This is a genomic window from Streptomyces yamdrokensis (genome assembly GCF_053890455.1).
In genome coordinates this window covers 4,921,459-4,945,417 of record NZ_CM132679.1, presented here as the reverse complement: position 1 = coordinate 4,945,417, position 23,959 = coordinate 4,921,459, and the positions used below count along the sequence as shown (strand labels likewise).

General features: G+C 72.2%; 17 protein-coding genes. 8 read left to right on the top strand and 9 right to left on the bottom strand.

Annotated features, from left to right (window positions below; all coding sequences use genetic code 11):
* Positions 1–31: 31 nt before the first annotated feature.
* Positions 32–1,153: a hypothetical protein gene (locus ACWZEH_RS22110; protein WP_456192851.1), complete on the top strand. Its 1,122-nt coding sequence runs from the start codon at positions 32–34 to the stop codon at positions 1,151–1,153.
* Positions 1,154–1,258: 105 nt separating this feature from the next.
* Here the strand turns inward: ACWZEH_RS22110 and ACWZEH_RS22105 are convergent, their stop codons facing one another.
* Positions 1,259–2,299 carry an NAD(P)-dependent alcohol dehydrogenase gene (locus tag ACWZEH_RS22105; protein WP_456192850.1) on the bottom strand — a complete coding sequence of 347 codons (1,041 nt, stop codon included), beginning with the start codon at positions 2,297–2,299 and terminating at the stop codon, positions 1,259–1,261.
* 173 nt (positions 2,300–2,472) lie between these two features.
* On the opposite strand from ACWZEH_RS22105, the gene ACWZEH_RS22100 reads away from it, so the two are divergent.
* Positions 2,473–3,417, top strand: a complete 945-nt coding sequence (locus ACWZEH_RS22100) for a helix-turn-helix domain-containing protein (protein ID WP_456192849.1) — start codon at positions 2,473–2,475, stop codon at positions 3,415–3,417.
* Between the two features lie 123 nt (positions 3,418–3,540).
* Here ACWZEH_RS22100 and ACWZEH_RS22095 read toward each other — a convergent pair whose 3' ends face one another.
* On the bottom strand, positions 3,541–6,837 hold the full coding sequence (locus ACWZEH_RS22095) for a S8 family peptidase (RefSeq protein WP_456199759.1): 3,297 nt from the start codon (positions 6,835–6,837) through the stop codon (positions 3,541–3,543).
* 480 nt (positions 6,838–7,317) lie between these two features.
* Here ACWZEH_RS22095 and ACWZEH_RS22090 point away from each other — a divergent pair, with 480 nt between their 5' ends.
* From ACWZEH_RS22090 to ACWZEH_RS22070, 5 genes are all read left to right on the top strand, one after another.
* On the top strand, positions 7,318–7,821 hold the full coding sequence (locus ACWZEH_RS22090) for a hypothetical protein (protein WP_456192848.1): 504 nt from the start codon (positions 7,318–7,320) through the stop codon (positions 7,819–7,821).
* Positions 7,791–9,215 (top strand): hypothetical protein, encoded by a 1,425-nt coding sequence (locus tag ACWZEH_RS22085; protein ID WP_456192847.1) that lies wholly within the window; start codon positions 7,791–7,793, stop codon positions 9,213–9,215. The genes ACWZEH_RS22090 and ACWZEH_RS22085 overlap by 31 nt, the downstream gene beginning before the upstream one ends.
* A complete protein-coding gene (locus ACWZEH_RS22080) occupies positions 9,212–10,660 on the top strand; it encodes a vWA domain-containing protein (protein WP_456192846.1) in 1,449 nt (482 codons plus the stop codon). Before ACWZEH_RS22085 ends, ACWZEH_RS22080 begins: the two co-directional genes overlap by 4 nt.
* A gap of 65 nt (positions 10,661–10,725) precedes the next feature.
* On the top strand, positions 10,726–11,847 hold the full coding sequence (locus tag ACWZEH_RS22075; protein ID WP_456192845.1) for an ATP-binding protein: 1,122 nt from the start codon (positions 10,726–10,728) through the stop codon (positions 11,845–11,847).
* Entirely contained in the window at positions 11,844–14,816 is a 2,973-nt protein-coding gene (locus ACWZEH_RS22070; RefSeq protein ID WP_456192844.1) for a hypothetical protein, read from the top strand. The genes ACWZEH_RS22075 and ACWZEH_RS22070 overlap by 4 nt, the downstream gene beginning before the upstream one ends.
* A gap of 236 nt (positions 14,817–15,052) precedes the next feature.
* Here the strand turns inward: ACWZEH_RS22070 and ACWZEH_RS22065 are convergent, their stop codons facing one another.
* From ACWZEH_RS22065 to ACWZEH_RS22050, 4 genes are all read right to left on the bottom strand, one after another.
* On the bottom strand, positions 15,053–15,736 hold the full coding sequence (locus ACWZEH_RS22065) for an ABC transporter ATP-binding protein (protein ID WP_456192843.1): 684 nt from the start codon (positions 15,734–15,736) through the stop codon (positions 15,053–15,055).
* A gap of 118 nt (positions 15,737–15,854) precedes the next feature.
* Positions 15,855–17,336: an ABC transporter permease gene (locus tag ACWZEH_RS22060; RefSeq protein ID WP_456192842.1), complete on the bottom strand. Its 1,482-nt coding sequence runs from the start codon at positions 17,334–17,336 to the stop codon at positions 15,855–15,857.
* 172 nt (positions 17,337–17,508) lie between these two features.
* Positions 17,509–18,765: a L,D-transpeptidase gene (locus ACWZEH_RS22055; protein ID WP_456192841.1), complete on the bottom strand. Its 1,257-nt coding sequence runs from the start codon at positions 18,763–18,765 to the stop codon at positions 17,509–17,511.
* Between the two features lie 355 nt (positions 18,766–19,120).
* Complete coding sequence (locus ACWZEH_RS22050; protein ID WP_456192840.1) at positions 19,121–19,534, bottom strand: hypothetical protein; 414 nt, start codon at positions 19,532–19,534, stop codon at positions 19,121–19,123.
* 108 nt (positions 19,535–19,642) lie between these two features.
* On the opposite strand from ACWZEH_RS22050, the gene ACWZEH_RS22045 reads away from it, so the two are divergent.
* Complete coding sequence (locus ACWZEH_RS22045; RefSeq protein WP_456192839.1) at positions 19,643–19,981, top strand: LAETG motif-containing sortase-dependent surface protein; 339 nt, start codon at positions 19,643–19,645, stop codon at positions 19,979–19,981.
* 60 nt (positions 19,982–20,041) lie between these two features.
* Here the strand turns inward: ACWZEH_RS22045 and hutH are convergent, their stop codons facing one another.
* From hutH to ACWZEH_RS22030, 3 genes are all read right to left on the bottom strand, one after another.
* Entirely contained in the window at positions 20,042–21,697 is a 1,656-nt protein-coding gene (hutH, locus tag ACWZEH_RS22040; protein ID WP_456192838.1) for a histidine ammonia-lyase, read from the bottom strand.
* Between the two features lie 92 nt (positions 21,698–21,789).
* The gene (locus tag ACWZEH_RS22035) at positions 21,790–22,941 is read right to left on the bottom strand and encodes a GGDEF domain-containing protein (protein ID WP_456192837.1); all 1,152 of its coding nucleotides are present in this window, start codon (positions 22,939–22,941) and stop codon (positions 21,790–21,792) included.
* Positions 22,942–23,031: 90 nt separating this feature from the next.
* Positions 23,032–23,832, bottom strand: a complete 801-nt coding sequence (locus ACWZEH_RS22030; protein ID WP_456192836.1) for an enoyl-CoA hydratase/isomerase family protein — start codon at positions 23,830–23,832, stop codon at positions 23,032–23,034.
* Positions 23,833–23,959: the final 127 nt, after the last annotated feature.

Genomic DNA, 23,959 nt, shown 5'->3' with positions numbered 1-23,959 from the left:
AAGTGACGGCGCGATCTGGTTCGCTTGAGTCATGGAGATTCTCTTGGTCCTGCTCGCGGTGGTCATGATCGGCTTCGTGGTGCTGCCGTTCCTCAGGCGCCGGCGCGGCGGGATCACGCAGGTACCGGCCGGACACCCCGACGCGGCGGACCCCGCCGGGTACGGCTTCGCCCTCGAGGAGGAGCTGGACGTCCGCATGCCCGGCCCCGACCAGGACCTGCTGGACGTCCTGGACCTGGTGCAGCGCACCCAGGACTACCGCGGGGCCCAGCAGTTGCTGGCCGGCACCGAGGCGACGAGCGAGCTGCGCTGGCAGCGCGTGCAGGCCTTCGCGGGCGCCGCCTCCCTGGAGCTCGCCGCGCGGCCCGGCGGGGCGGCCGGTGAGTCCCCGGGCGGGCAGTGGCTGCGGGTGTGGCGCGCGGAGGCGCCCAAGGACGCGGGCGGTGCGGCGGTGCACGCCGAGTTCCTGGTGCAGCAGGCGTGGCGTACGGCGGCGCCCGGGACGGACGAGTTCCGGATCATCATGGAGGAGGCGAAGGCGGCGTGTGGCGAGGCGGCGCTGCTGGCCCCCGGTGACCCGGTCCCGTACATCGTGGAGTTGTCGGTGGCCCGCGGACTGGCTTACGAGCGGGCGGACTTCGAGCAGGTCTGGCTGAGGATCCTGGACCGCGCGCCGGCCCACATGGGCGCGCACCTGGCCGCGCTGCACTACTGGTGCGAGAAGTGGCACGGCTCGCGGGAGCTGGCGAACTCGTTCGCGGAGGCCGCGGCGGCACGGGCGCCGCAGGGGTCGCTGCTGGCCGCGATGCCGCTGTTCGCGGTGTTCGAGCACCTGCCGGAGGTGAACCTGGTCAGCGGTTTCTACCAGAGCCAGGTGGTGACGAAGGCGGTCCACGGCGCGCTGCACGCGGTGCACGCGGCCCGCCCGGACGACCCGATGGCGGCCCATGTCCGGCATCTGCTGGTCTTCTTCCTGGTCCGCGGTGAGCGCTGGGCGGAGGCCATGGACCAGCTGATACACATCGACGGCCATGTCGGCGCGCTCCCCTGGACCCTGTCCTCCGATCCCGCCGCGGAGTTCGCGGTCTACCGGGCCCTGGCGGTCGCGGGGTACGAGGCCAACGGTGGCAGCCCGGCGACCCTGCCGCAGTGAGGACGGCGGACGCCGACCGTCCCGGGCCCCGGCGCGCCGCGGCGCGCCGGGGCCCGGATCCCGGCTTCGTCCGCCGGGCCGTACCGGCCCGCGTCGGGCCGCGTGTCAGATCGTCGCCGTGTCGATCACGAAGCGGTAGCGGACGTCGCTGTTCAGCACCCGCTCGTAGGCCTCGTTGATCTCGGTCGCACCGATCAGCTCGATCTCCGCGCCGATGCCGTGCTCGGCGCAGAAGTCCAGCATCTCCTGGGTCTCCCGGATACCGCCGATACTCGAACCCGCGAGGGTCTTGCGTCCGGCGATCACCGAGAAGAGGTTGAGCGAGACGGGCTGCTCGGGGGCTCCCACGTTCACCAGCGCGCCGTCCGTCCGCAGCAGCGACAGGTACGCGTCGAGGTCGAGCGGCGCGGACACCGTGGAGACGATCAGGTCGAAGGTCCCGCGCAGCGTCTCGAACGTGGCCGGGTCCGCGGTGGCGTAGTAGTGGTCGGCGCCCATCCTCAGGCCGTCGTCCTTCTTGCGCAGGGACTGCGACAGCACCGTCACCTCGGCACCGAGCGCGTGCGCGATCTTGACGCCCATGTGGCCGAGGCCGCCGAGTCCGACGATCGCCACCTTCTTGCCCGGCCCGGCGTTCCAGTGCCTGAGCGGGGAGTACGTGGTGATGCCGGCGCACAGCAGCGGAGCGGCCACGTCGAGGGCGAGCCCGTCGGGAACACGGACGACGTAGTTCTCGTCGACGACGATCTTCTGCGCGTAGCCGCCCTGGGTCGGCTCGCCGTCCCTGCCGATGCCGTTGTACGTCATCACGGAGCCGTTCGCGCAGTACTGCTCCAGACCGGCCCTGCAGTTGTCGCACTCACGGCAGGAGTCGACCATGCAGCCGACGCCCACCCGGTCGCCGGCCTTGAACCGGGTGACGCCGGGGCCGGTCTGCGACACCACTCCGGCGATCTCGTGGCCGGGGACCATCGGGAAGATCGCCTCGCCCCAGCCCTCGCGGGCCTGGTGGATGTCCGAGTGGCAGATGCCGGCGAACTCGATGTCGATCAGGACGTCGTACTCGCCCACCTCGCGCCGCTCGATGGTGGTGCGCTCCAGCGGAGCCTTGGCGGCGGGTGCGGCGTACGCGGCAACAGTGGTCATGCCGGGGTTCTCCTAGGAAGGTGGGGCCGTGCCCGGCTGCCTTCTTCGGCCGGGCACGGCCCCAGCCTGCCCCCGCGGCCGGGGTTTACCCAGGCCACCGCCTTGCCTAGGTTGGCTGTGCGTACTACTGGTGGGGACAGGCCGGCAGGCGTACGACCGGCAATACTGGACGTATGGACGAGCAGACCGACCCCGTGCCCGCGTCCGCCCCCGCGACCGGCCCCTCGACCGGCCGGGGCGGCGGTCTGGACCCGCGGACGGAACTGAGCGAGTTCCTGCGTACCCGGCGGGCCCGGCTGAAGCCCGAGGACGTGGGGCTGCCGGACCTCGGGCGGCACCGGCGGGTGCCCGGGCTTCGCCGGGAGGAGCTGGCGCAGCTCGCCGGGGTGTCCGTGGCGTACTACACGCGCCTGGAGCAGGGCAACGGGCGGAACGTTTCCGCGGAGGTGCTCGACTCGATCGCGCGTGCCCTGCGTCTCACCGGTGCCGAACACTCCCACCTCGTGCATCTGGCGAAGCCGAAGCAGCAGAGGAGGAAACAGCAGCCGCGCACCCAGCAGACGCGGGCGACGCTGCGACAGCTGCTGGACACGATGGACGCGGTCCCCGCCTACGTCGCGGGTCGCCGTTCGGACATCCTGGCCTGGAACCGGATGGCCGCCGCGGTCTTCGGCGACTGGGGCGCCCTGCCGCCGCAGGAGCGGAACTGGGCGAGGCTCGTGTTCCTCGACCCCGGGTACCGCGAGCTGTTCGTGGAGTGGGACCAGAAGACGTCCGACATGGTCGGCTTTCTGCGGTGGGACGCGGGCTGCCATCCGGACGATCCCCGGCTGGCCGCGCTGGTCGGGGAGCTCTCCGTGAAGAGCGAGGAGTTCCGGCGGCTGTGGGCCGCGCACGACGTCAAGGAGAAGAGTCACGGCGTCAAGCGCGTCCGGCATCCGCTCGTCGGTGAACTGACCCTGTCCTTCGAGACGTTCCGGCTGGTGGACGACAGCGAGCAGCAGCTGGTCACCTATCACGCCGAGCCGGGTTCGCCGTCGGCCGAGGCGCTGCGGCTGCTGGGGAGCTGGGGAGCGGACGCGAGGCGGGCGGCGGACGTCTCGCCCCGGTCGCACTGAGAGTCCGCGGCCGGGTGTCACCCCGAGAACGCGGAGGGCCCGCCGGAAGCCGTGCTTCCGGCGGGCCCCGCCCGGTGCTCAGCGATGGGCCGGCGGGCGGCTCACCCGCTGCTCACCCGGCTCTCACTTGCCGTAGTAGGCGTTGTAGACCGAGAGCGTCGACTTGTTGCCCTTCTTGTCGGCGATCTTGGCGCGGAAGGAGATCGCCTTCCCCTTCGCGGGGTTCTTGACGGTGATCTTCCCCTTCTTGACGTCGGTCTTCTTCCAGGTCTTCCCGTAGTCGTAGGAGACCCACACCGCGAGCGACTTGAGGTTCTTGCCCTTGGCCGCTCCCTCGACGGTGACCGGGAAGGTGGCCTTCTTGCCCGCCGTGACCTTGCTGTCCAGCCCGGTGACCGCCTGGAAGCGGGCCGTGGAGGCCGGCAGTTGCCTCAGGTCGGAGGTCTTCTTGGAGCGGAAGGTCCAGCTCGCGTCGATGCGGGTGGACGCGGCGGCGACCTTGGCGCTGCGCTTGACCGAGGTCGTCAGCCGGTAGGAGGCGTCGGCGGAGGGCGCCTTGAAGCTCTTCTCCCCGAACAGCGGGTCGTCGTGGGAGCCGACCTTGGTGCCGTTGCGGTACAGGCTGGTGGTGACCGAGGTGAACTGCGAGGAACCGGGATTGCCCTTGCCGTCGGCGAACAGCGGGAGGAACCCGTAGATGTCGTTGCCCTCGCGGAAGAGACCGTAGTCCGAGGTGACACGCGGTCCGAAGACGGCCGTGTTCACGGTCCTGGAGTACTTCTTGCCGGCCTTGAAGGTGAAGGCGTCGCCGAGGACGTGACCGGAGTCGGTGATCGGCCAGCCCTCGGCGTCGACGCCGCCCTGCTGCTCGAAGTCGAGACCCCACTGCACGCCGCCCTTGGTGGACAGGTACAGGGTGCGGGTGCCGGGCAGGGCCTGCGGGAGGCCTACCGAGGAGGCGGAGTAGCTGCCCGGCAGCCAGCCCGTGGCGCTGAGCGCGCCCTTCTTGCCCTTCGCGGCGGCGCCCATGGCGACCTTCACCGTGGCCAGTTCGGCCGCCTTGTAGGCGCGGGTGTAGCCGGTGGCGAGCTTCTTGACCTTGCCGCCGGCGACGGTGCTGTACTGCGCCTTGGAGCCCTTGCTCCAGTGGGCGTCCCACTGCTGGCTCAGCGAGCCGTCGGTGATCTGCGGGCCGAGGTGGGCGGAACGGAAGTTGTCGTACGACTCCAGCCACCAGGCGAAGCCGTGGACGGAGTTCCTCGTCTCCACCGAGTAGTCGGCCGAGGCGAACTCCGGCCTGGCCGCCTTGTCCGGCACGCTGATCTTCACCGGCTTGGCCTTGCGGGCGTCCAGCATGACCGTGGTCTTCTTGGTGACGCTCAGCTTCGGCTGGGCGAGCCAGTCGGCGCCCTCGAACTTCTCCGGGTCGGAACCGGCGAACACCGCGGTGTCCACGACGTAGTCGCCCTTGGGAACCCGGAGGGTGACGGTGCCGTCGGCGTCGTAGGGCATGAACCACTCGCCGGCCGCCGCACCGGTGAGGCCGTCCAGGCTGGCGGAGTAGTCGGCGGTCGCCCTGCCGTCGCGGCCGAGGACCTTGAGCGTCACGTCGTAGGACTCGGCCTCCCGCTCCACGCCCGCGGCCGTGCGGACGCTCTGGCCGCCACCGGTGGCGACCACGTGGGCCGAGTACGCGCCGTCGGTGGTACCACCGAGCCTGGTGTCGACGGTGAGGTCGACGGAGGCCTTGCCGCCCGCGGGGACCGTCACCGTGGTGGCGCCCAGGGTGAAGAAACCGGCCGGTGCCGCCTTGCCCTTGGGGTTGGTGGCGGTGGACGTCAGCTTCAGGGTGACGTCCTTGGTACCGAGGTTGCGGTAGGTCAGCGGCTTGGTGACCGGCTTGTCGTCGGTGTGCGGCCACTGCTGGAGACCGAAGCTGACCGAGACCGGCTCGGCGATCACCGTCTGCTGGACGGCCTTGTCGACCTGGACCCGCCCGGAGCCCTGCTCGAACGCCGTGTACGCGCCGCCCTTGGTGGACCCGGTGAGCGCGCCCTTCAGCTCCGTGTGGGTCCAGTCGGGGTGCTGCTGCTTCAGGAGCGCGGCAGCGCCCGCGACATGGGGGGTCGCCATCGACGTGCCCGAGATGGACATGTAGCCGGCCGGCTTCTCGCCGACCTCCTTGGCGATGTCGTTCCCCTTCGCCGAGGCGGCCGTGATGTCGACGCCGGGCGCGGTGACGTCCGGCTTGACGGCGCCGTCGCCGACGCGGGGGCCGGTGGAGGAGAAGTCGGCGAGCTTGTCCCTGTCGTCGACGGCGCCCACGGTGAGGGCGGCGTCGGCGCTGCCGGGCGAGCCGATCGACTCGGGGCCCTCGTTCCCGGCCGCGATGGCGAACAGGACGCCCTTCTCGGCGGAGAGCTTGTTGACCGCCGCCTCCAGCGGGTCGATCTCGGCCGTGTCCCGGCCGCCCAGGCTCATGTTGACGACGTCGGCGCCCTGCGCGGCCGCCCACTCCATGCCGGCCAGGATGCCGGAGTCGTCACCGAAACCGGAGTCGTCGAGGACCTTGCCGTTGAGGACCTCGGCACCGGGTGCGACGCCCTTGTACTTGGCTCCGCCCTTGGCACCCGTACCGGCCGCGATCGCCGCGACGTGGGTGCCGTGGCCGACCTTGTCGCCGGTGTTCGACGAGCCGGTGAAGTTCTTGGACGCGGTCACCTGGCCCTTCAGGTCCGGATGGGTCGCGTCGACGCCGGTGTCCAGGACGGCGATCCTGACGCCCTTGCCGTCGTAGCCGGCGGCCCACGCCTTGGGGGTGCCGATCTGCGCGACCGACTTGTCGAGGGACGCCTTGCGGACGCCGTCGAGCCAGACGTGGGCGATGCCGGACGCCGTCCTGTCGCCGTCGGTGACCGCCTTCCACAGGTCGGGCGTGTCCTCGTGCGGGGTCTGCACGGCGTCGGCGTTCAGGACGCCGAGGGTCCGACGGAGCGTGCCCGCGTCGCGGACGTCGGACTTCGCGGCGGCGGCGCGGCCCTGGTAGCCGACGATGACCTTCAGGCCGCGCTGCTGGGAGCGGCGGGTGGAGGCCTTGCCGAGTTCGGTGATGTCGAAGAGCCGCCGGTCGAGCCGGCCGCTCGCGATCAGCCGGGCGGCGTCCGCCGGGAGTACGTGGGTGTGGCCGCCGGACCTGCGGATCTGGACGGGTATGTGTTCCCGCCCCTTGGCCCGCTCCAGGCCGACGACGCGGCCCTTGGCGTCCACGGCGACCCGGTCTCCGGTGATGAGGGTGATGCGGTGCTTGGTCTTCGGCGAGGACGGCGCCCGGGCGGCGGTGCCGGTCGCGGTACCGGCTGCTCCGTTCTCGGCCGGACTCGCCTCCGTCCGTTCGCCGTTCGCCGACGCCGGGCCGGTCATGCCCGCCACGAGCGCCACGGCTGCTGCCGTGGCGACCGTGGCCGCACCCGTCACGCGCGTTCTTTTGACGTGTCTGCGCAAGGTTCCCCCTAGCGGATGTTCCGGGAGTTTTCCCCATCACCCGGCCGGGGGTGGTCTCGTACGCGTGTGCGCAGCCCCCCGGGTCACGCAGTATGCCGAGGGGTGATCGATCGGCTCAAGGGGTTACGGAGGGGATCGCGGAGTTGACGGGTAGTCGTGGGGTGGCTGTGACGTCACCGCCGTAACTCCGTTACCGGACCGATGGGTTGGCGGGACGGCGACGGAGCGCGGGCGAGTGCCGGGGCGGGCGTGCACGCGAGGGCGCGGGAGCCGTTTCCGGGCGGCCCCGCCCCGGGCCCCGCCGCTCGCCACCTCGTTGTCAGTGGCCGGGGATAGCTTCGGTCGTGTCGCGCCGACGTGGCGTTGACGTCCGCTTTCGCATGCAGGGGAGATGGTGCGTTGTCCGTCTGGGAGAAGTCGAGCACGGCGCGGGTGGTGGCGCCCGCGAGGCCGCGGAAGCTGTCCAAGGTGCCGTTCGTCGAGCTGGCGGACGGCCGGCTGCAGGGGGTGGTCTCCAGCGGGTCGGACATCGGGCGTGTGTACGTGTCGTCCGTCGCCGCCGGTACGTACACGTTCGCGTGCAGCACCAACAACAACCGCCCCTGCGGCGGCGCGCACGGCATGTTCTGCAACCACATACGGGCACTGGTCGACGAGGCCGTGCTGCAGTACGGCGCCGAGCGCGTGGCCCGCTACCTGAAGGTCGAGGTGGAGGGCGGTGAGCCGGACGCGCACTCGGTGACCTCCGCCATGGTCGTCGCGCGGCCCGCGCAGGGCGACACCTCGGCCGCGGCACCCGTGTTCAGCCGGTTCCTGCGACACCTGGCGTATCTCGAACTCGCTCCGACCACCGCGCCGTTGCCCGAGATGCAGTGGTTCCCGACGACGAGGGCGGTGGCGTGATGCGTGCCGATCTGCTGTCCGACGCCGTCGACGGCCTGGACGAGGCCCTCGCGGCCGTGGACGCCTTCGACGCGGCGCTCGTCGCCGGTCTGCTCCGGCCGCAGCCCGAACAGGCCGCCGGTGTGGTGGGGCTGGCCGACGCCGTCGCCGGGACGCCACTCGCCGCGCGCGTCGCCGAGGCGGCCGACAAGGCGGTGGCCGGCACCGCGGGCGAGGACCACTTCGTCGCCCTCGCCGCCGCCCGGGCCGCCCTGCTCGGTTCGGTGCACGACGCGCTGACCGCCCGCGTCACGGAGGTCGTCGGCCGGCCCGTCGCCGAGGAGGCCGCCCCGGCCGGGGCAGGCGGCGCGGACCGTGCCGCGAACCTCCTCACCGCCGCCCGCAGCTGGTTGAGCGACCTCGCGCGCACCGGCTGGCAGGGCATCGACCACGAACTGGTCGGCGGTGCCGCGCCCGTCGTCTCCGCGATGCTGCCGGACCCGGCGCTGCGCCGGCAGGCCACGCTGCTGGACGGATTCGCCGCCGAACTCGCCGCGTCCTGTCCGGGGGCCACCCTGGAGCGGATTCCGGTGCGCCGGTGGGCGGACCTCTGGTCGCGGGCCCTGCTCCTGACGCTGCCGGGTGCGACCGGCGCCCCCGCGGCGGACACGGCCACCGGCCGCCTGCTGCCGCTCGGGATCGACGTGCAGGAGCACGCGACCGCCGTGCAGGCCCAGGTCCACGCGGTGTTCGAGCCCGCCGACGGCACCGCGCCCCGGCTGGTGCGGGCCGCCGCGTCCGCCCCGAAGCCCGACACCGTCGTCGGGGCGGGCCTGTGGCAGTTGCTGCGCCCGCACCTGTCCCTGCTGGCCGCGGCCGGCGAGGGCCGCTCGATGGACCTCGACGCGATGCCCGTCACCGCCGAGGGCGACCTGATCTGGGACGACGCGCACGCCCGGACGGGCGAACCGGCCGACGCCTTCGTCACCGCGCGCGTGGCGCTGCCGACGGCCGCCGCGCCAATCACAGCGCCCCTGGACCGGCATCCGGCCCGGATCGCCGTCCCCGTCCTGCTGGAGGGGTACGAGGCGGAGCAGGACGACGACGGGACGGTGTTCCTGATCGCCGGGCACCGCCTGGCGATCGACACCGACCGGATGCCGGCCGCCGGACCGCTCACCGCCGAGGCCGTCGCCGCGTCCGGCGCGTGCGTCGGGCTGCTCCGGTGGGACGCCGGGGAGTTCCACGTCCAGCCGCTGGCCGTGGAGAGGACGGTGCGCAAGAAGGCCGTCGCCGTGCACGCCGGGGCGTGGGCCGGGGGCACCGCCGACAAGGCCGGTGTCCGTGCGGAGAAGGCCGCCACCGGCGCCGTCGACGCGCTGCGTGAACGAGCCGGAAGGCTGCTGCGGAAATGACCGACCTCACTCCCGTACCGGCCGCCGGTCCCCGCACACCGGCCGGGCCCCGCGAGGCCGCCGTGCCCGACCCGCACGACAACCGCCGCCAGGTGCTCTACTGGCGGCTGCTGGCCCGGCTGTTCGACCCCGAGGAGCAGGCGTCGCTGGAGTCGGCGAGCCTGGCCGTGGTGGAGGACGTCGGGCTGCCGTCAGCGCTGCTCGACCCGGGCGCCTCCGTGGACTCCGTGGTGCAGCGGCACCCGGAGCTGGCCGCCGAGTTCGACGGTCTGATGACCCCCGGGCCCGAGGAGGAGGACGCCCGCGACCGGGCCGCCGAAGTGCGGCGCGCGGCCCTCGTCTCCAAGGTCCTGCTGAACGTCTTCTCCACCGGCTCCGGCGCCGTCACCGCCGAGCAGCTGGCCCGCTGGCAGTCCGACGCGGGCCGGCTGGAGCGGGCACTCGGCTGCCGGCCCGGCGACCTGCGGGGCGGCCGCGCCGGCGCGGGCGGCCGGGGGGCCGCCCCCATCGGTACCGGCGGGGGCGGGCGCACTCCCGACCTCAGCCGGCTGATCCCGGTCATCGGCCCGGAACTCGGCTCCATCGAGGCCGGTCTGGTCAAGCGGATGCGGCTGCGCGAGGTGCTGGCCGACCCGCGGCTGGCCGCGCGGCTGACCCCGAGCATGTCCCTGATCGAGCAACTGCTGCGGGACAAGGACAACCTCTCCGGCGTGGCCCTGGCGAACGCCAAGTCGCTGATCCGCCGCTACGTCGACGAGGTCTCCCAGGTCCTGCGCACCCAGGTGGAGAAGTCCACGGTCGGCGACATCGACCGGTCCGTCCCGCCGAAACGGGTCTTCCGCAACCTCGACATCGACCGCACCATCTGGAAGAACCTCACCAACTGGAGCCCGGAGGAGGAGCGGCTCTACGTCGACCGCCTCTACTACCGGCACACCAGCCGCAGGACGACCCCGCAACGGCTGATCGTCGTCGTGGACCAGTCGGGCTCCATGGTCGACTCGATGGTCAACTGCACCATCCTGGCCTCCATCTTCGCCGGTCTGCCGAAGGTGGACGTCCACCTGATCGCCTACGACACCCAGGCACTGGACCTCACCCCCTGGGCGCACGACCCGTTCGAGACCCTGCTGCGCACCAAGCTCGGCGGCGGCACGGACGGCACCGCGGCCATGGCGCTCGCCCAGCCGAAGATCGCCGAGCCGCGCAACACCGTCGTGGTGTGGATCTCCGACTTCTACGAATGGCGCACCGACGAGCTGTTCGAGAGCATGTCCGCCATCCACCGCTCGGGCGCCAGGTTCATCCCGGTCGGTTCGGTGACCAGCGCCGGGCGCGGCAGCGTCAACCCGTGGTTCCGGGAGCGCTTCAAGGACCTCGGCACGCCGGTGATCTCCGGCCACATCAAGAAGCTCGTGCACGAGCTCAAGACGTTCCTCACCTGATTCCGCCTGATCCCCCGCACCCGAACCTCTCTTTCTCGAGCCCCGAACGGAAAGGCCCCCACCCGATGTCCGACCTGCTGCGCGCGCCCGCCGAGATCAAGTACGCCGAGGAACTGGACTGGCTGGAGTCGGTCGACGACGGCCCCAAGCCGTTCTCGTGGCGGCTGTCGCCGAAGATGGTCCGGCTGTTCGTCCTGGGCTCCGAGCGCTCCGACGGCCTGGACCGGGAGATCTCCCAGAAGTGGTTCGGCGACCGGAGTTTCGTCGAGCGTTCCATCGTCACCCTCGCCTCCGACCGCGGCCTGCTCCTGATCGGCGACCCCGGCACCGGCAAGAGCTGGCTGGCCGAACTGCTGTCCGCCGCGATCAGCCGCAACTCCACGCTCGTGGTGCAGGGCACGGCCGGCACCACCGAGGACCACATCAAGTACTCCTGGAACGTGTCCATGGTCATCGCCAAGGGCCAGTCCAGGGAGTCGATGATCCCGTCGCCCATCATGACCGCGATGGAGACCGGGTCGATCGGCCGCTTCGAGGAACTGACCCGCTCCACCAGCGACGTCCAGGACGCGCTGATCTCCATCCTGTCCGAGAAGTACATCTCGGTGCCGGAGCTGGAGAGCGGAGGCAGCGACAACATCGTCTTCGCCAAGCCCGGCTTCTCGATCATCGCCACCGCCAACAGCCGCGACCGCGGGGTCAACGACCTCTCGTCCGCGCTCAAGCGCCGCTTCAACTTCGTCCGCATCCCGGTGATGACGAACAAGAAGAGCGAGACGGAGATCGTCCGCTTCCGCACCGAGGAGCTGCTGCGCCGTCATTCGATAGAGCTGGAGGTGCCGCCGACCCTGCTCGACGTGCTGCTGCAGAGCTTCGCCGACCTGCGCGCCTCCGCCGCCGCGGCCGGCAGCGACGACGAGAAGCTGGAGTCCGCGCTGTCGACGGCCGAGCAGATCGGTGTGCTGGAGGACGCCGTCCTGCACAGCAACTTCTTCGGCGAGCGCGCGCTGACCGCCCGTTCCCTCGCCTCCTCGCTCGTCGGCTCCCTCGCCCGCCGCGAGCCGGAGGACCTGGCCATCCTCAACAAGTACCTGCACGGTGTCGTCGAGCCGCGCAGCAAGGAGCAGGGCGGCTCGTGGCCCGAGTTCCTGGAGGGCGGCCGGGACGCGATCGCGACGCTGTCATGAGTGCCGCGCCCGAGAGCGCGCCCGCGAGCGCGCCCGTCGTGGGGGAAAGCACGTTCGCGGGGCTCCGCGGCCAGCTCCACGAGGCCGCGACCACGTTCGCCGGCGGGCCGGACGCCCTGGAGGGCATCCTCCTCGGCATGGTCGACGACGTGGACCGCGCGGTGCGCGAGCCGCTGGAGATCTTCCCCGTCTGCCACCACTCGCCCGCCTCGGCTCTCGCGATGGCCCGCCGGCTGCGCGAGAAGCAGCCCAGGGTGGTGTACCTGGAGCTGTGCGAGGACATGGCGCCGCTCCTCACCGAGCTGCGCAACTGCCGCCTGCCGGTGGCCGTCCAGGCGTTCGCGAACGAGGTGGACGGCTTCCCGCCCGAGTGGGCGCCGCTGTCGGTGGTCGCGCCGATCACCGAGGCGTCCGCCGAGTACCAGGCGATCGCGTACGCGCTGGACACGCCGGGTGTGGAGCTGGTCCTCGTCGACCGGTCCTCCGACCACGTCTTCCAGTGGGACAGCCGCGGCCGGCCCGCCGCGGAGGCGGAGGCCGCCGCCGACGCGGACGCGGCGGACCCCGACGACGCCACCCTGGCGGCGCTGCACGGCGAGGCCGTCGGCGTGGAGATCGGCGACCTGCGGCCGCGCTTCGCCGAACTGGAGGAGCACCTGCTGCGGCACGGCAGGGTGCGGCACTGGTCGGAGTGGTGGCACCAGTACGTCGAGCTGCCGCTCGGCGACGGCGACCACGACACCTACCGCCAGGTGATGCTCCTCATCGGCAGCCTGTTCCGGCGGCTCGCCCCCGGCGACCCGTCGCGGGTGCGGACCGACGAGGACCGCGAGCGGTACATGTGGACCCGGATGCGGGAGCACCTGGCCGCGACCGGCACCGACCCCGAGGACTGCCTGTACGTCTGCGGCGCGTTCCACGCGGCCAGCAGGGTGGAGGAGTTCGGGGTGGCCGGTTCCGGCACGTACGAGATCTCGCCGCGCTCCGCCACCGTCTGGCAGCACGGGCTGATCCCGTCCAGTCACGCGGCGATCGAGGCGCAGTTCGCTCTCGCCGCCGGCTCGGTGTCCATCGCGGCGGCCGAGTGGGCGAAGAGCCTCAGGCGCACCCGGGTCCGGCCGTACCGGCTGGCGGGCCAGGCCGGTACGAGGAAGTCCCGGGCGAAGCAGACCGCCGTACCGGCGGCGGGGACGTCGCGGCCGGCCTCGACGGACAGGCTGTCCGGCTTCCTGGGCCGGGCACCGGTCCTGGACCCGCTGGACGAGGCCGAACTGCTCGGCTGGTGCGTGGACATCGTGAGTGCGGCCAGGCGAAGCGGCTATCTCGCCTCCACGGCCGACGCGATCGCCGTCTTCGAGACGTCGATCCTGCTCGCCGGGATGCGGGGCCGGGCCAGGCCCACGCCGTACGACTTCCAGGACGCGGCGGTCACCTGCATCGAGAAGGACGCGGTGCCGGGGCGGCGGGACGTGCGGCGGCTCGTCGAGATCATGATGGGCGGCGACCGGATCGGCCAGGTCGGCTACGACTCGCTGCCGCCGCTGGCCCGCGACGTGCACGACCGGCTGGAACCACTGGGACTGAAGCTCCAGCAGCGGGGCGTGCGGCGGGCCCTGCTGGACATGGCGTCCCAGCCGGAGCTGCGGGCCTGTTCCGACGTGCTGTGGATGCTGCGCCGGCTGCTGCCGCAGGGCGCGGCCCGGCCCATCATGGGCGAACGCGCGCTCGGCGAGCGGTCGATCCAGGAGTCGTGGGACCTGGCGCTCGGCACCCACCAGCGGGCCCTCATCGAGCTGGGCTACGAGGGTGTCGGCATCGAGCAGGTGCTGGAGCAGCGCCTGCGCCGCGCCGCGTACGCGCCGCGGGCGACGGCGGCGACGGTCCTGGAGGCCGTCGAGGACGCGGCGCTGTACCTGGGCGGCCGGCGCCTGGCCGACGAGCTGGGCACGCGCGCGCTGGAGGTCCTGGCGTCCGAGCGCAGTGTCGACGGCGCGCCGGAGGTGCTGCGCCGGGTGCGCAGGCTGCTCGCGTACTACCGGACGAGCGAGCCGGTGCTGCCGCCGTGGATCGAGTCCTTCGTCAAGGCCGGTTACGCGCACTACTGCACACTGCTGCCGACCGCGTTCGCCGACGAGGACGCGACGGTGGGTCAGGTCGCGGCGATGCTGGGCTTCCTGTTCGGCATGGAGAGCCTGGCGCTGTCGCTGGGCTGCGACAGGGCGCAGCTGGAGCTGGCGGTCGCGCAGTCCCACCCGGAGGACCCGTCGAAGACGGCCCTGCTGTGGGCGGCGCAGGTGCAGCTCGGCACCCTCTCCCGCGAGCGGTTGCGGGCGCAGTGCGACGAGCTGCTGGCCAACCCGCTGGTGGTGCCCGCCTATCCGCGCTACCTGAGCGGCTTCGTGCACGCGCTGGAGCCGGTGCCGGGCCTGGCGGACGTGGTCGTCGAGGCGGTGTCGAACGCGTTCGGGCGGCTGCCCGACGCGGTGCTGCTGCCGTGGCTCCCGACGTTGATCAGCACCCTGCGGTCGGGTGCGGCGGACCTCGCTCCGCTGCTGATCCGCGAGGCCGGGCGGATCTTCCCGAGCCGGCTCGCGGCGCTGGACGCGTGGATCCCGCCGTGGCGGGCACCGGCACCAGTCCCCGTACGCCGCGCGGCACGGGCGGGGCAGGGGGCGGCCGACGTCCGCCGGGGCGCCGCGCTGGCACCGGCGCATCCCGCCACGTTCGACGCGCTGGCGGCGCTGCTGGGCTGCACGGAGGGCTGGGCCCCGGCCGCCGCCCCGACCGCACCGCCGGGGATGGCACTGTTGACGGCACACCCGGCGACCTGCGACGCGGTGGCGGACCTGCTGGGCTGCGCCGAGGGCTGGGCCCCGGCCACCGCCCCGCCGTCTTCGGCAGGCGCGGCCCTCCCGGCCCGTCACCCGGACTCGGCAGCAGCACTCGAGTCCCTCCTCGCCGGTACCTGAACGACGGGGCGGCGCCACTGCCCGAGGGCCCCGCCCCGGCCAGGGGCACGCCCCCGGTCGCGAAGCCACAGAGCCGCACGACGGGCCGGGGGGCCGGCCCACCGTCCCGGCGACCTCGCCGGACCCGACGACAGCGTCGAAGCCCCACTCCACCGCTGCCCGGCCGGCGACGGCGGGAACGGCGCGCCCCCGGTCACGGGCAGGACCCGTGGCCGGGGGCGCGTCGTTCCCGTGGGTCAGGCGCCCACGTTCTCCTTGACCGTGACACGGCCCTTGCGGATGGTCGCCACGCGCGGGGCCTGCTTCGCCAGGGTCGAGTCGTGGGTGACCATGACGAAGGTGAGCCCGAGCTCCTTCCACATCCGGATCAGTACGTCCATGATCTCGTCGCGCATCGACTCGTCGAGGTTTCCGGTGGGTTCGTCGGCGAGCAGCACCTTCGGTTCCTTCACCAGCGCCCGGGCGATGGCCACCCGCTGCTGCTGACCGCCGGACATCTCCGCGGGCAGGTGCCCGAGCCGCTCGCCGAGCCCGACCGCGGCCAGTGCCTCGGCGGCCTTCTCGCGGCGCTCCCTCGTCCTCACCCCGAGCGGGACGAGCGCGGTCTCGACGTTCTCCTGCGCGGTGAGGGTGGGGATCAGGTTGAAGGACTGGAAGACGAAGCCGATGCTCTCGCCGCGCACCCGGGTGAGCCGGGCCTCCGGCAGCTTGGCCAGGTCGGTGCCGTCGAGGAGGATCTCGCCGGAGCTGGGGCGGTCGAGTCCGCCGAGCATCTGCAGCAGTGTGGACTTGCCGCCGCCGGTGGGACCCTGGATGACGAGCCGGTCGCCGTCGGGGATCGTCAGGTCGATGCCGTCGAGGGCGTGGACGGTGTCCTTGCCCCGGGTGTAGCGCCGGGTGACGCCTTTGAGTTCGTACATGGGTCAACTCCTGGAGTGCGGTGCGAGGGTGAGGGCCCGTCGGCAACGGGGCCGGGCCCCGCGATGCCGTCGGTGGCGCCGGCGCCGGCGCCGCTGCCGGTCCCGGCGCCGGGCGGCGCTACGCGACGCGGCGCAGCGCGTCCGCCGGCCGGAGGCGGGAGGCGCGCCAGCCGCCGAAGGCACCGGCGACGAGTCCGCCGGCCACCGCGAGGCCGACCGCGAGGGCGACGGTCGTGAGACCGACCGGCGCGGTGAGAGCGACCTCGAGGGTCTTGGCAGCCGCTTCCTGGCCGGGACCGCCACCGCCCGGGCCGCCCATGCCGCCGCGACCGCCCGCACCGGCTCCGCCGCCGGCGAGCTCGGCCTGCAGGGTGGGGCTGAGCGCGGTGACGGCGTACGCACCCGCCAGGCCGAGCGCGATACCGAGCGCGCCGCCGATCAGGCCGTGCACGACCGCCTCACCGACCACCTGCCCGGTCACCCGCCCCGACTTCCAGCCCAGCGCCTTCAGCGTGCCGAACTCGCGCACCCGGCGGGAGACCGCCGAGGAGGTGAGCAGCCCGGCGACGAGGAACGCGGCCACGAGCACCGCGACCGACAGCCACTTGCCGACGCCGGTGGCCAGGGAGGACGCGGTGGACAGCGAGCCGGAGACGGTGTCCGCGAGGTCGGCGGAGGTGGTGACCGTCGTTCCCGGAACGTTCTTCGTGATCGCGGACTTGACGCCGTCGAGCTGCTGCGAGTCGGTGGCCCGGACGTAGATCGTGGTGACCTTGCCCTCGGCGTCGGCGAGGGTCTGGGCCTGCTTCAGCGGGACGTAGAGGTCGGCGGCGGCGTCTCCGCTCTCGGCGGTGGCGATACCGATGATCTTGAACTTGGTGCTCCTGACGGTGACGGTGTCACCGGTCTCGAGCTCCTTCTCCTTGGCGTGGGCGGAGTCGACGACAGCCACCTCCGCGTCGGTCTCGCTCGCCTCGAAGGTCCGGCCGTCGGTGATTTCGGAGGAGGTCAGCGGGCCGAGCTCCGACTCGGTGACGTCGGTGCCGTAGACGGAGTAGCTGTTGACGTCGAAGTCGGCGCCGCCGCCCTGCACTCCGCCACCGCCCTCCGACGGCGCGGCCCCGCCGGAACCGCCCTGCCGGCCGCTCTCGCCGCTCTCGCCGTCCTGCTGGACCTGGCCGCGGGTGAACTCGCCGCTGACCTTGACGACCTGGAGGCTCAGCCCGCCCACGGCGTCGGCGACACCGCTCTGCCTGCCGACCTCGTCCACGGTGGAGCCGGCGAGGCTCTGGAAGCCCTGCACCATGACGCGGTCGGTGCTCTGCTCCTCGCCGGAGTCCTCGTCCTGGGCGTCGAAGCTGAAGCTCGGCCGCTCCGCGCGCTCCGCGCCCTCTTCGGGCGCCTCCACGGCCTTGGTGACCGTCATGTCCGTGCCCAGTCCGTACAGCGACTGCAGGACCTTCTCCTGGGCCTTGCCCATCCCGGAGGACACGGAGCTGACGACGATGACCAGCGCGATACCGAGCGCGAGGCCGGAGGCGACGACGAGGGCCGCTTTCCCGCGGCGGCGCAGTTCGCGCCTCAGGTAGGTGAAGAACATGGGGGCAAGCTAGGGAACGCTTCTGATGAAGTGTTGAGCCCGGAATAAGAGCCGCATGAGAAGAGAGCCGAGCCGCACGAACGGACGGATGCCGCCGCCCGCCCGGGAGGGCGGACGGCGGCATCGGTCGAGCGGGTCGGGCAGTGGGTGCCGGGTGGTGCCGGCGGCCGGGTCAGACCGCCGAGCCCGCCTTCCACTCGGCCCAGTCCATGTTCCAGCCGTTGAGGCCGTTGTCCGGGGCGATGGTCTTGTCGCCGGTGTTCTGCACGACGACGACGTCACCGACGATCGAGTTGTCGTAGAACCAGGAGCCCGGCGTGTTCGGGTCGTCGGCACCCTTGGCGTCGGCCAGGCCGACGCAGCCGTGGCTGGTGTTGACGCTGCCGAAGATGGACTTGGCGCCCCAGTAGTTGCCGTGGATGAAGGTGCCGGAGGTGCTCAGGCGCATGGCGTGCGGCACGTCCTTGATGTCGTACTCGCCCTCGCCGTCGTCGTCGGTGAAGCCGACGGTCGCGCCGTTCATCCGGGTCTCCTTGAACTTCTCGGAGATCACCATCTTGCCTTCGTACGTCTTGTTCTCGGGCGACCCGGCGGAGATCGGGATCGTCCGGACGGTCTTGCCGTTCTGCGTGACCTTCATCTGCTTGGTGTCGGCGTCGACGATCGAGACCTGGTTGCGGCCGATCTTGAAGTTGACCGTCTTCTGCTGGACGCCGTAGACACCCTCGGCACCCTCGACACCGTCGAGCGCCAGCTTCAGGGTGACGGTGGAGTTCTCCTGCCAGTAGTCCTCGGGGCGGCAGTCCATGCGGTTGGCGTTGAACCAGTGGCAGGCGACCTCCTGACCGCTGGTGGTGGAGACGGTGATGCCCTTCTGGACCTCGGCCTTGTTGGCGATCGCCTTGTCGAAGTTGATCGACACCGGCATGCCGACGCCCACGGTCGAGCCGTCGTCCGGGGTGAAGGTGCCGATGAAGCTGTTGGTCGGCGAGACCGTGGTGAAGGACGCGTTCTCGTGGGCGGCGCGGCCCTCGGAGTCCTCTGCGGTGGCGGCCAGCTTGTAGGTGGTGGCGCGCTCCAGCTGGCCGCTGGGCTTCCAGCTCTTCTTGTCCGCGGATATCTCGCCCTCGACGGCGGTGCCGTCGGTGGTCGTCATCTTGACCTCGGTGAGCGTGCCCTTGGTCACGGCGACCGCGGCGGAGTTGTTGATGGAGGCGTTGTTGGAGCCGTCCTTCGGCGTGATCTCGATCTGGGCCTCGGAGGTCTTCTTGGCCGCAGCCTCGTCGACCTGGGCCTGCGACGTGCCCTTGTCGCCGTCCCCACCGGAGCTCGTGTCCTCACCGCCGCCGGAACACGCCGAGAGCACCATCACTCCGCCGAGCAGAGCGGACGCAGCCGTCAGACCCCTGCGCCGCTTACCGTCCGTCATCACACGCTTCTCCATCGTCGCCGCTTGCCCGAACCCCACGGGCCCCGCACCCGAAGCCGAGAGTCCCCGTCAAACACTTCAACGCTACGACCGGCAGGTCCCGTTCCATATGGGCCGCGAATGTGGGGCTCACCACGTCCGTCACGGCCGGGCGGGGACGATCGGCCCGTGCGTCACCAGAGACGCCGGTCCCCGGGCAGCGGTTGCCGCCCGGGGTCACGATTTCCCCAAACCGGGCCGGCCAGTCACACCAGCCCGTCGCAATTCACCTTGCTCCCAACCCAATTGCCTTTTTCATGGCATATGCAATGCTTTGTCGGTTTCGACATCCTTCACAGGCAATGCCCGCATTAAGCTATTTGTCGCGTTCGGCTGAGGCGTCACCCACCGCGCCGTCGCCTGATGTCTCGTCGATTCCGTCGCCGCCGAACCCGTCGTCACCGAACCCGTCGCCGTCGAACCCGTCCCCGTCGAGGTCCCACTCGGGCGAGTCCGGGTCGTAGTCGATCTCCTCACTGCTCCACGAGGCCTGCTGGAGTTCCACGCCCGGCACGTCACCGACCAGACCGAACGGGTCGACGAGATGCGCGAGCGCCTCGGCCGTGTCCCCGGTCACCGCGCCCCGGGCCGGCTCCCGCTCCCCGGCCGTCAGGCCGTCGTCCTCCGCGATCCTGGCCAGCGCCGCCCTGGCCACGGCATCCTCGTCGCCGACCTCGAGGACAAGGTCGACCCGAAGCCGTACAAACCGTGATGTCTCTGGAGTGCTCATGCCCGGAGCGTACGGCTCCGGCTCCCGTGACTTTCCTGTGACCCGAGACTTTCACTACCATCAGCCCACACGGCCAATTCGCCAGCGCCACAAGGGGATCGATATTCCGTGTCATCCGCGCTCCGTCCGTTGCTGACCGCCACCGCCGCGGGTACCCTGCTGGGCGCCCTGTGGTTCGTCCCGTCCGCCAACGCGACCTCCGACGCCCCGGCGGAAGGAACCGCCCCGGCAAGCCCGTCCTCGCAGGTCACAGAGCAGGCGAGGGTCGCTTCCAGCACCTTGGCCGACACCTCGACCGTGTCGTACGACGGCACCGTCGGGGAGGTCAGGCTCGCCGACACCGGCAGCTTCAACAGCACGCCGTACATCGTCGGCGGCACCGCCTGCCTCACCCTCGGCGCGGGCTTCGTCGTCTACTCGGTCCGCCGGGAACGGCTCGACTTTTAACGCGCTTGACCTTCCCTTGGGATGACTTTGACCGCGGCCTTCCCTGTGCCGCGGTTCCCGTCACCGCAGCGGGCCGGTGACCTGTTCCACAGTCGCCAGCAGCCGCCCGTCGCGGACGAACGCCTCCGCCGCGGCGAGGTCGGGCGCGAGATGGCGGTCCGGGCCGGGACCGCCCACACCGGCCTGTCGCGCGGCCTCGATCACGGCCCGGGTCGCGGGCGCGGGAGTGAGCCCCTCGCGCAACTCCACCGCACGCGCGGCGGCGTACAGCTCGACGGCGATGACCCTGGTGAGGTTGTCGACCGAGGTGCGCAGCTTGCGCGCGGCCGACCATCCCATCGAGACGTGGTCCTCCTGCATCGCGGAGGACGGGATCGAGTCCGCCGACGCCGGGACGGCCAGCCGCTTCAGCTCGCTCACGAGTGCGGCCTGCGTGTACTGAGCGATCATCAGACCGGAGTCGACGCCCGCGTCGTCGGCGAGGAACGGCGGCAGCCCGTGGCTGCGGTTCTTGTCCAGCAGCCGGTCGGTGCGACGCTCGGCGATGGAGCCGAGGTCGGCGACGGCGATGGCGAGGAAGTCCAGCACATAGGCCACCGGGGCGCCGTGGAAGTTGCCGTTGGACTCCACCCGCCCGCCACCGGACCCGAACGCCCCCAAACCCGTACCGCCGTGACCGGTCCCGCCGGGGCCGGCCTCGCCGGGCAGCACCACCGGATTGTCGATGGCGGCGGCGAGTTCGCGCTCGGCGACCAGCCGGGCGTGCGTGATCGTGTCCCGTCCGGCGCCCGCGACCTGCGGGGCGCAGCGCACCGAGTAGGCGTCCTGGACACGCGGGGCGTCGTCCTGGTGATGTCCCGTCAGGCCCGAACCGGCCAGCACGGCCAGCATGTTGGCGGCGCTGGCGGCCTGGCCCGGGTGCGGGCGGACGGCATGCAGTTCGGGGGCGAGGACCTTGTCGGTGCCGAGCAGCGCCTCCAGGCTCATCGCGGCCGTGACGTCGGCGGACCGGTACAGGACGTCGAGGTCGGCGAGGGCCATGACCAGCATGCCGAGCATGCCGTCGGTGCCGTTGAGGAGGGCGAGCCCTTCCTTCTCGCGCAGTTCGACGGGCCGGATCCCGTGCTCGGCGAGCAGGTCGCCGGCGGGGCGAAGGGTCCCGTCGGGCCCTTCGGCCTCCCCTTCACCCATCAGGGCCAGGGCACAGTGGGACAGCGGGGCCAGGTCGCCCGAGCAGCCGAGGGAACCGTACTCGTGCACCACGGGGGTGATCCCTGCGTTCAGCACGTCGGCGATCGTCTGCGCGATCTCGGGGCGTACGCCGGTGTGCCCTGAGCAGAGGGTCTTCAGCCGCAGGAACATCAGGGCGCGGACGACCTCGCGCTCGACGCGGGGCCCCATGCCGGCGGCGTGCGAGCGGACGATGTTGCGCTGCAGCCGGTCACGCAGCTCGGGACCGATGTGCCGGGTCGCCAGGGCGCCGAAGCCGGTGCTCACCCCGTACACGGGGTCCGGCCCGGCGGCCAGGGCGTCCACGATCTCGCGGGAGGCGGCGAGGGCCGCCAGCGCCTCGCCGGAGAGCTCGACGCGGGCACCGTCGCGCGCGACGGCGAGCACGTCGGACGCGGTCACGCCGGACGCCCGCCCGTCACCCACCACCACCCTTCCAAGACCTCGCTTCACGCCTTCCCCGTTCACCACGGTGTGCATATCCATATTCAGGAGCGTACGCAGTGAATTCATTGATGTCACCACCGGGACCGACGGTCACCCCTTACCGTTGCCCCCGCCCCCGCCCCCGCCCCGCCCTACGGCGAGTGCCGCCCACGGAACCGGCGCCGCTCGCCGTCCGGTTCCCGCACCGGCTCGTCCGCCAGGCGTACGACCGGGTCGCCCGGGCCCTCGCGCCCGGCGACGACGGGCCTGCGCGCCCGCTCCGCCTTCGCGCGGTACTGCGCCGCGTCGGCCAGCCGGAAGAGCCGCCGGGCGGAGTGCACAGGACCGATGGCGTCCCCCGTGGAGGCCACCCCGCAGGCCACACCGTCCCCGATCCCCAGCTCCACGGCGCGGCGGCACACCTCATCGGCCACCTTGACCGCTTCGTCGGCGGGCGGCCCCACCGCCAGCAGGCAGAACTCGTCCCCGCCGAGCCGCGCCGCGAGGGCGCCGGGAAGCATGGCCCCGCACAGGGACAGCACGGTTCCGAACCGCTCGAGCAGCCGGTCGCCGACGGCATGCCCCAGGGTGTCGTTGACCTGCTTGAGCCCGTTCAGATCGCACACGACGAGGCTGACGACGGCGCCGTCCCTGCGGTGCCGCTCGACCGCCTCGTCGAGCCGCACATCCACGGCCCGGCGGTTGGCCAGTCCGGTGAGCGCGTCCGTGTACGCCAGCCGCCGCGCCTCCTCCAGCCTCTCGGTCTGCGCGATCCCGGCGGCGACGACGGCGGCCAGCACCGTCGCGAAGTCGGCGTCGCCCCGCCCGAAGACGGGCGCGCCGACCGGCCGGGACGCGTACAGCTCGCCCCACGCCCGCCCGTGCAGCACGATCGGAGCGACCACGCAGCAGCCACGCCCGCGCCGGCGCAGGGCCGCCACCCGCTGGTGGGTGTAGCCGGGCCGCCCCTCCGTCGGTCCCTGAGCGGTCTCCACCCAGGCGTCCGGCTCACCGCCGCCGGCCGCCCACCGCTCGTGCAGGAACTCGGTGATCTCGGCGAACTGGTGCACGGGATAGGCCTCGTCGTCCGGGAACTCCTCCTCACCCTCGGCCAGCTCGCCGACGTTGACCAGGACCCGCAGCCGCCCCAGCTCGCGCTCCCACACCGACAGCGCGGCGAAAGTCCCGCCGAGCGCCCGGCGGGCCCCGTGGGCCGCGGCCCGCCAGACCTCCCGCGAGCTGTGCGCGGCGGCCATGCCCTGCGCCAGCTCCACCACCGCCGCCAGCCGGCTGTCCTCACCCATCCATCCAGGCTAAGGACGATCGGGACGAACAGGCATGTTCAGGGAGCGAACGGGGAGCGCGGCCATGCTCCCCGGGCGGCCGGCGCCGCGCTACTCCCCCGGCCAGTCCGGCGTGCGCTTCTCGTTGAAGGCGGCCACGCCCTCCGCACGGTCGCCCGAGAACGCCACCGACCGCCAGGCGGCGTCCTCCACCTCGAGGCCGGCCGGCAGGTCCAGCCCCTGCCCGAGCCGCAGCGCCCGCTTGGCCGCGCGCAGCCCCACCGGCGAGTTGGCGGCGATCCCGGCGGCCAGTGCCAGCGCCTCCTCCCGGTCCCGGCCCGCCTCCACGAGTACGTCGACGAGCCCCAGCTCCCGCGCCTCGGCGGCCTCCACCCGGCGCGCCGTGAAGATCAGCTCGGCGGCCCGCGCGGCGCCCACCCGCCGGGGCAGCAACTGCGTACCGCCGCCGCCCGGAATCACCCCGACGGACACCTCGGGCAACCCCACCACGGCCGTACCGTCGGCGACGATCACATCGCAGGACAGGGCCAGTTCGAATCCGCCGCCCAGCGCGAACCCGTGCACCGCCGCCACCGTCGGCACCGGCAGCTCCAGCACACCGGTGTACGCGCCGCGCGCCACCGGCCGCTGGCGCATCAGGTCGGCGTCACTGAAGGAATTGCGCTCCTTCAGGTCGGCCCCGACACAGAAGGCCCGCTCGTGCGACGAGGTCAGCACCACCACCCGTACGGCCGGGTCCTTCCCCAGCGCCGCGCAGGCCCCGGCGAGGGACCGGGCCATCTCGGTCGAGACGGCGTTCATGGCCTTGGGCCGGTCGAGGACGAGCTCCGCGACATGCCCCTGCTCGTGCCGCCGCACCAGCACGAACTCCCCGAACCGTTCCTCGCTCATGACACCCTCCGGTTAACGCGGGTTAACATCCGTCGGCCCGATCATCCCAGTCGGCCCCCTCCGGCAAAAGGGCGTGCGTCCAGTTCCTTCATCACCCCCCGTCCACCCGTTCGAGTGACATCCCGCC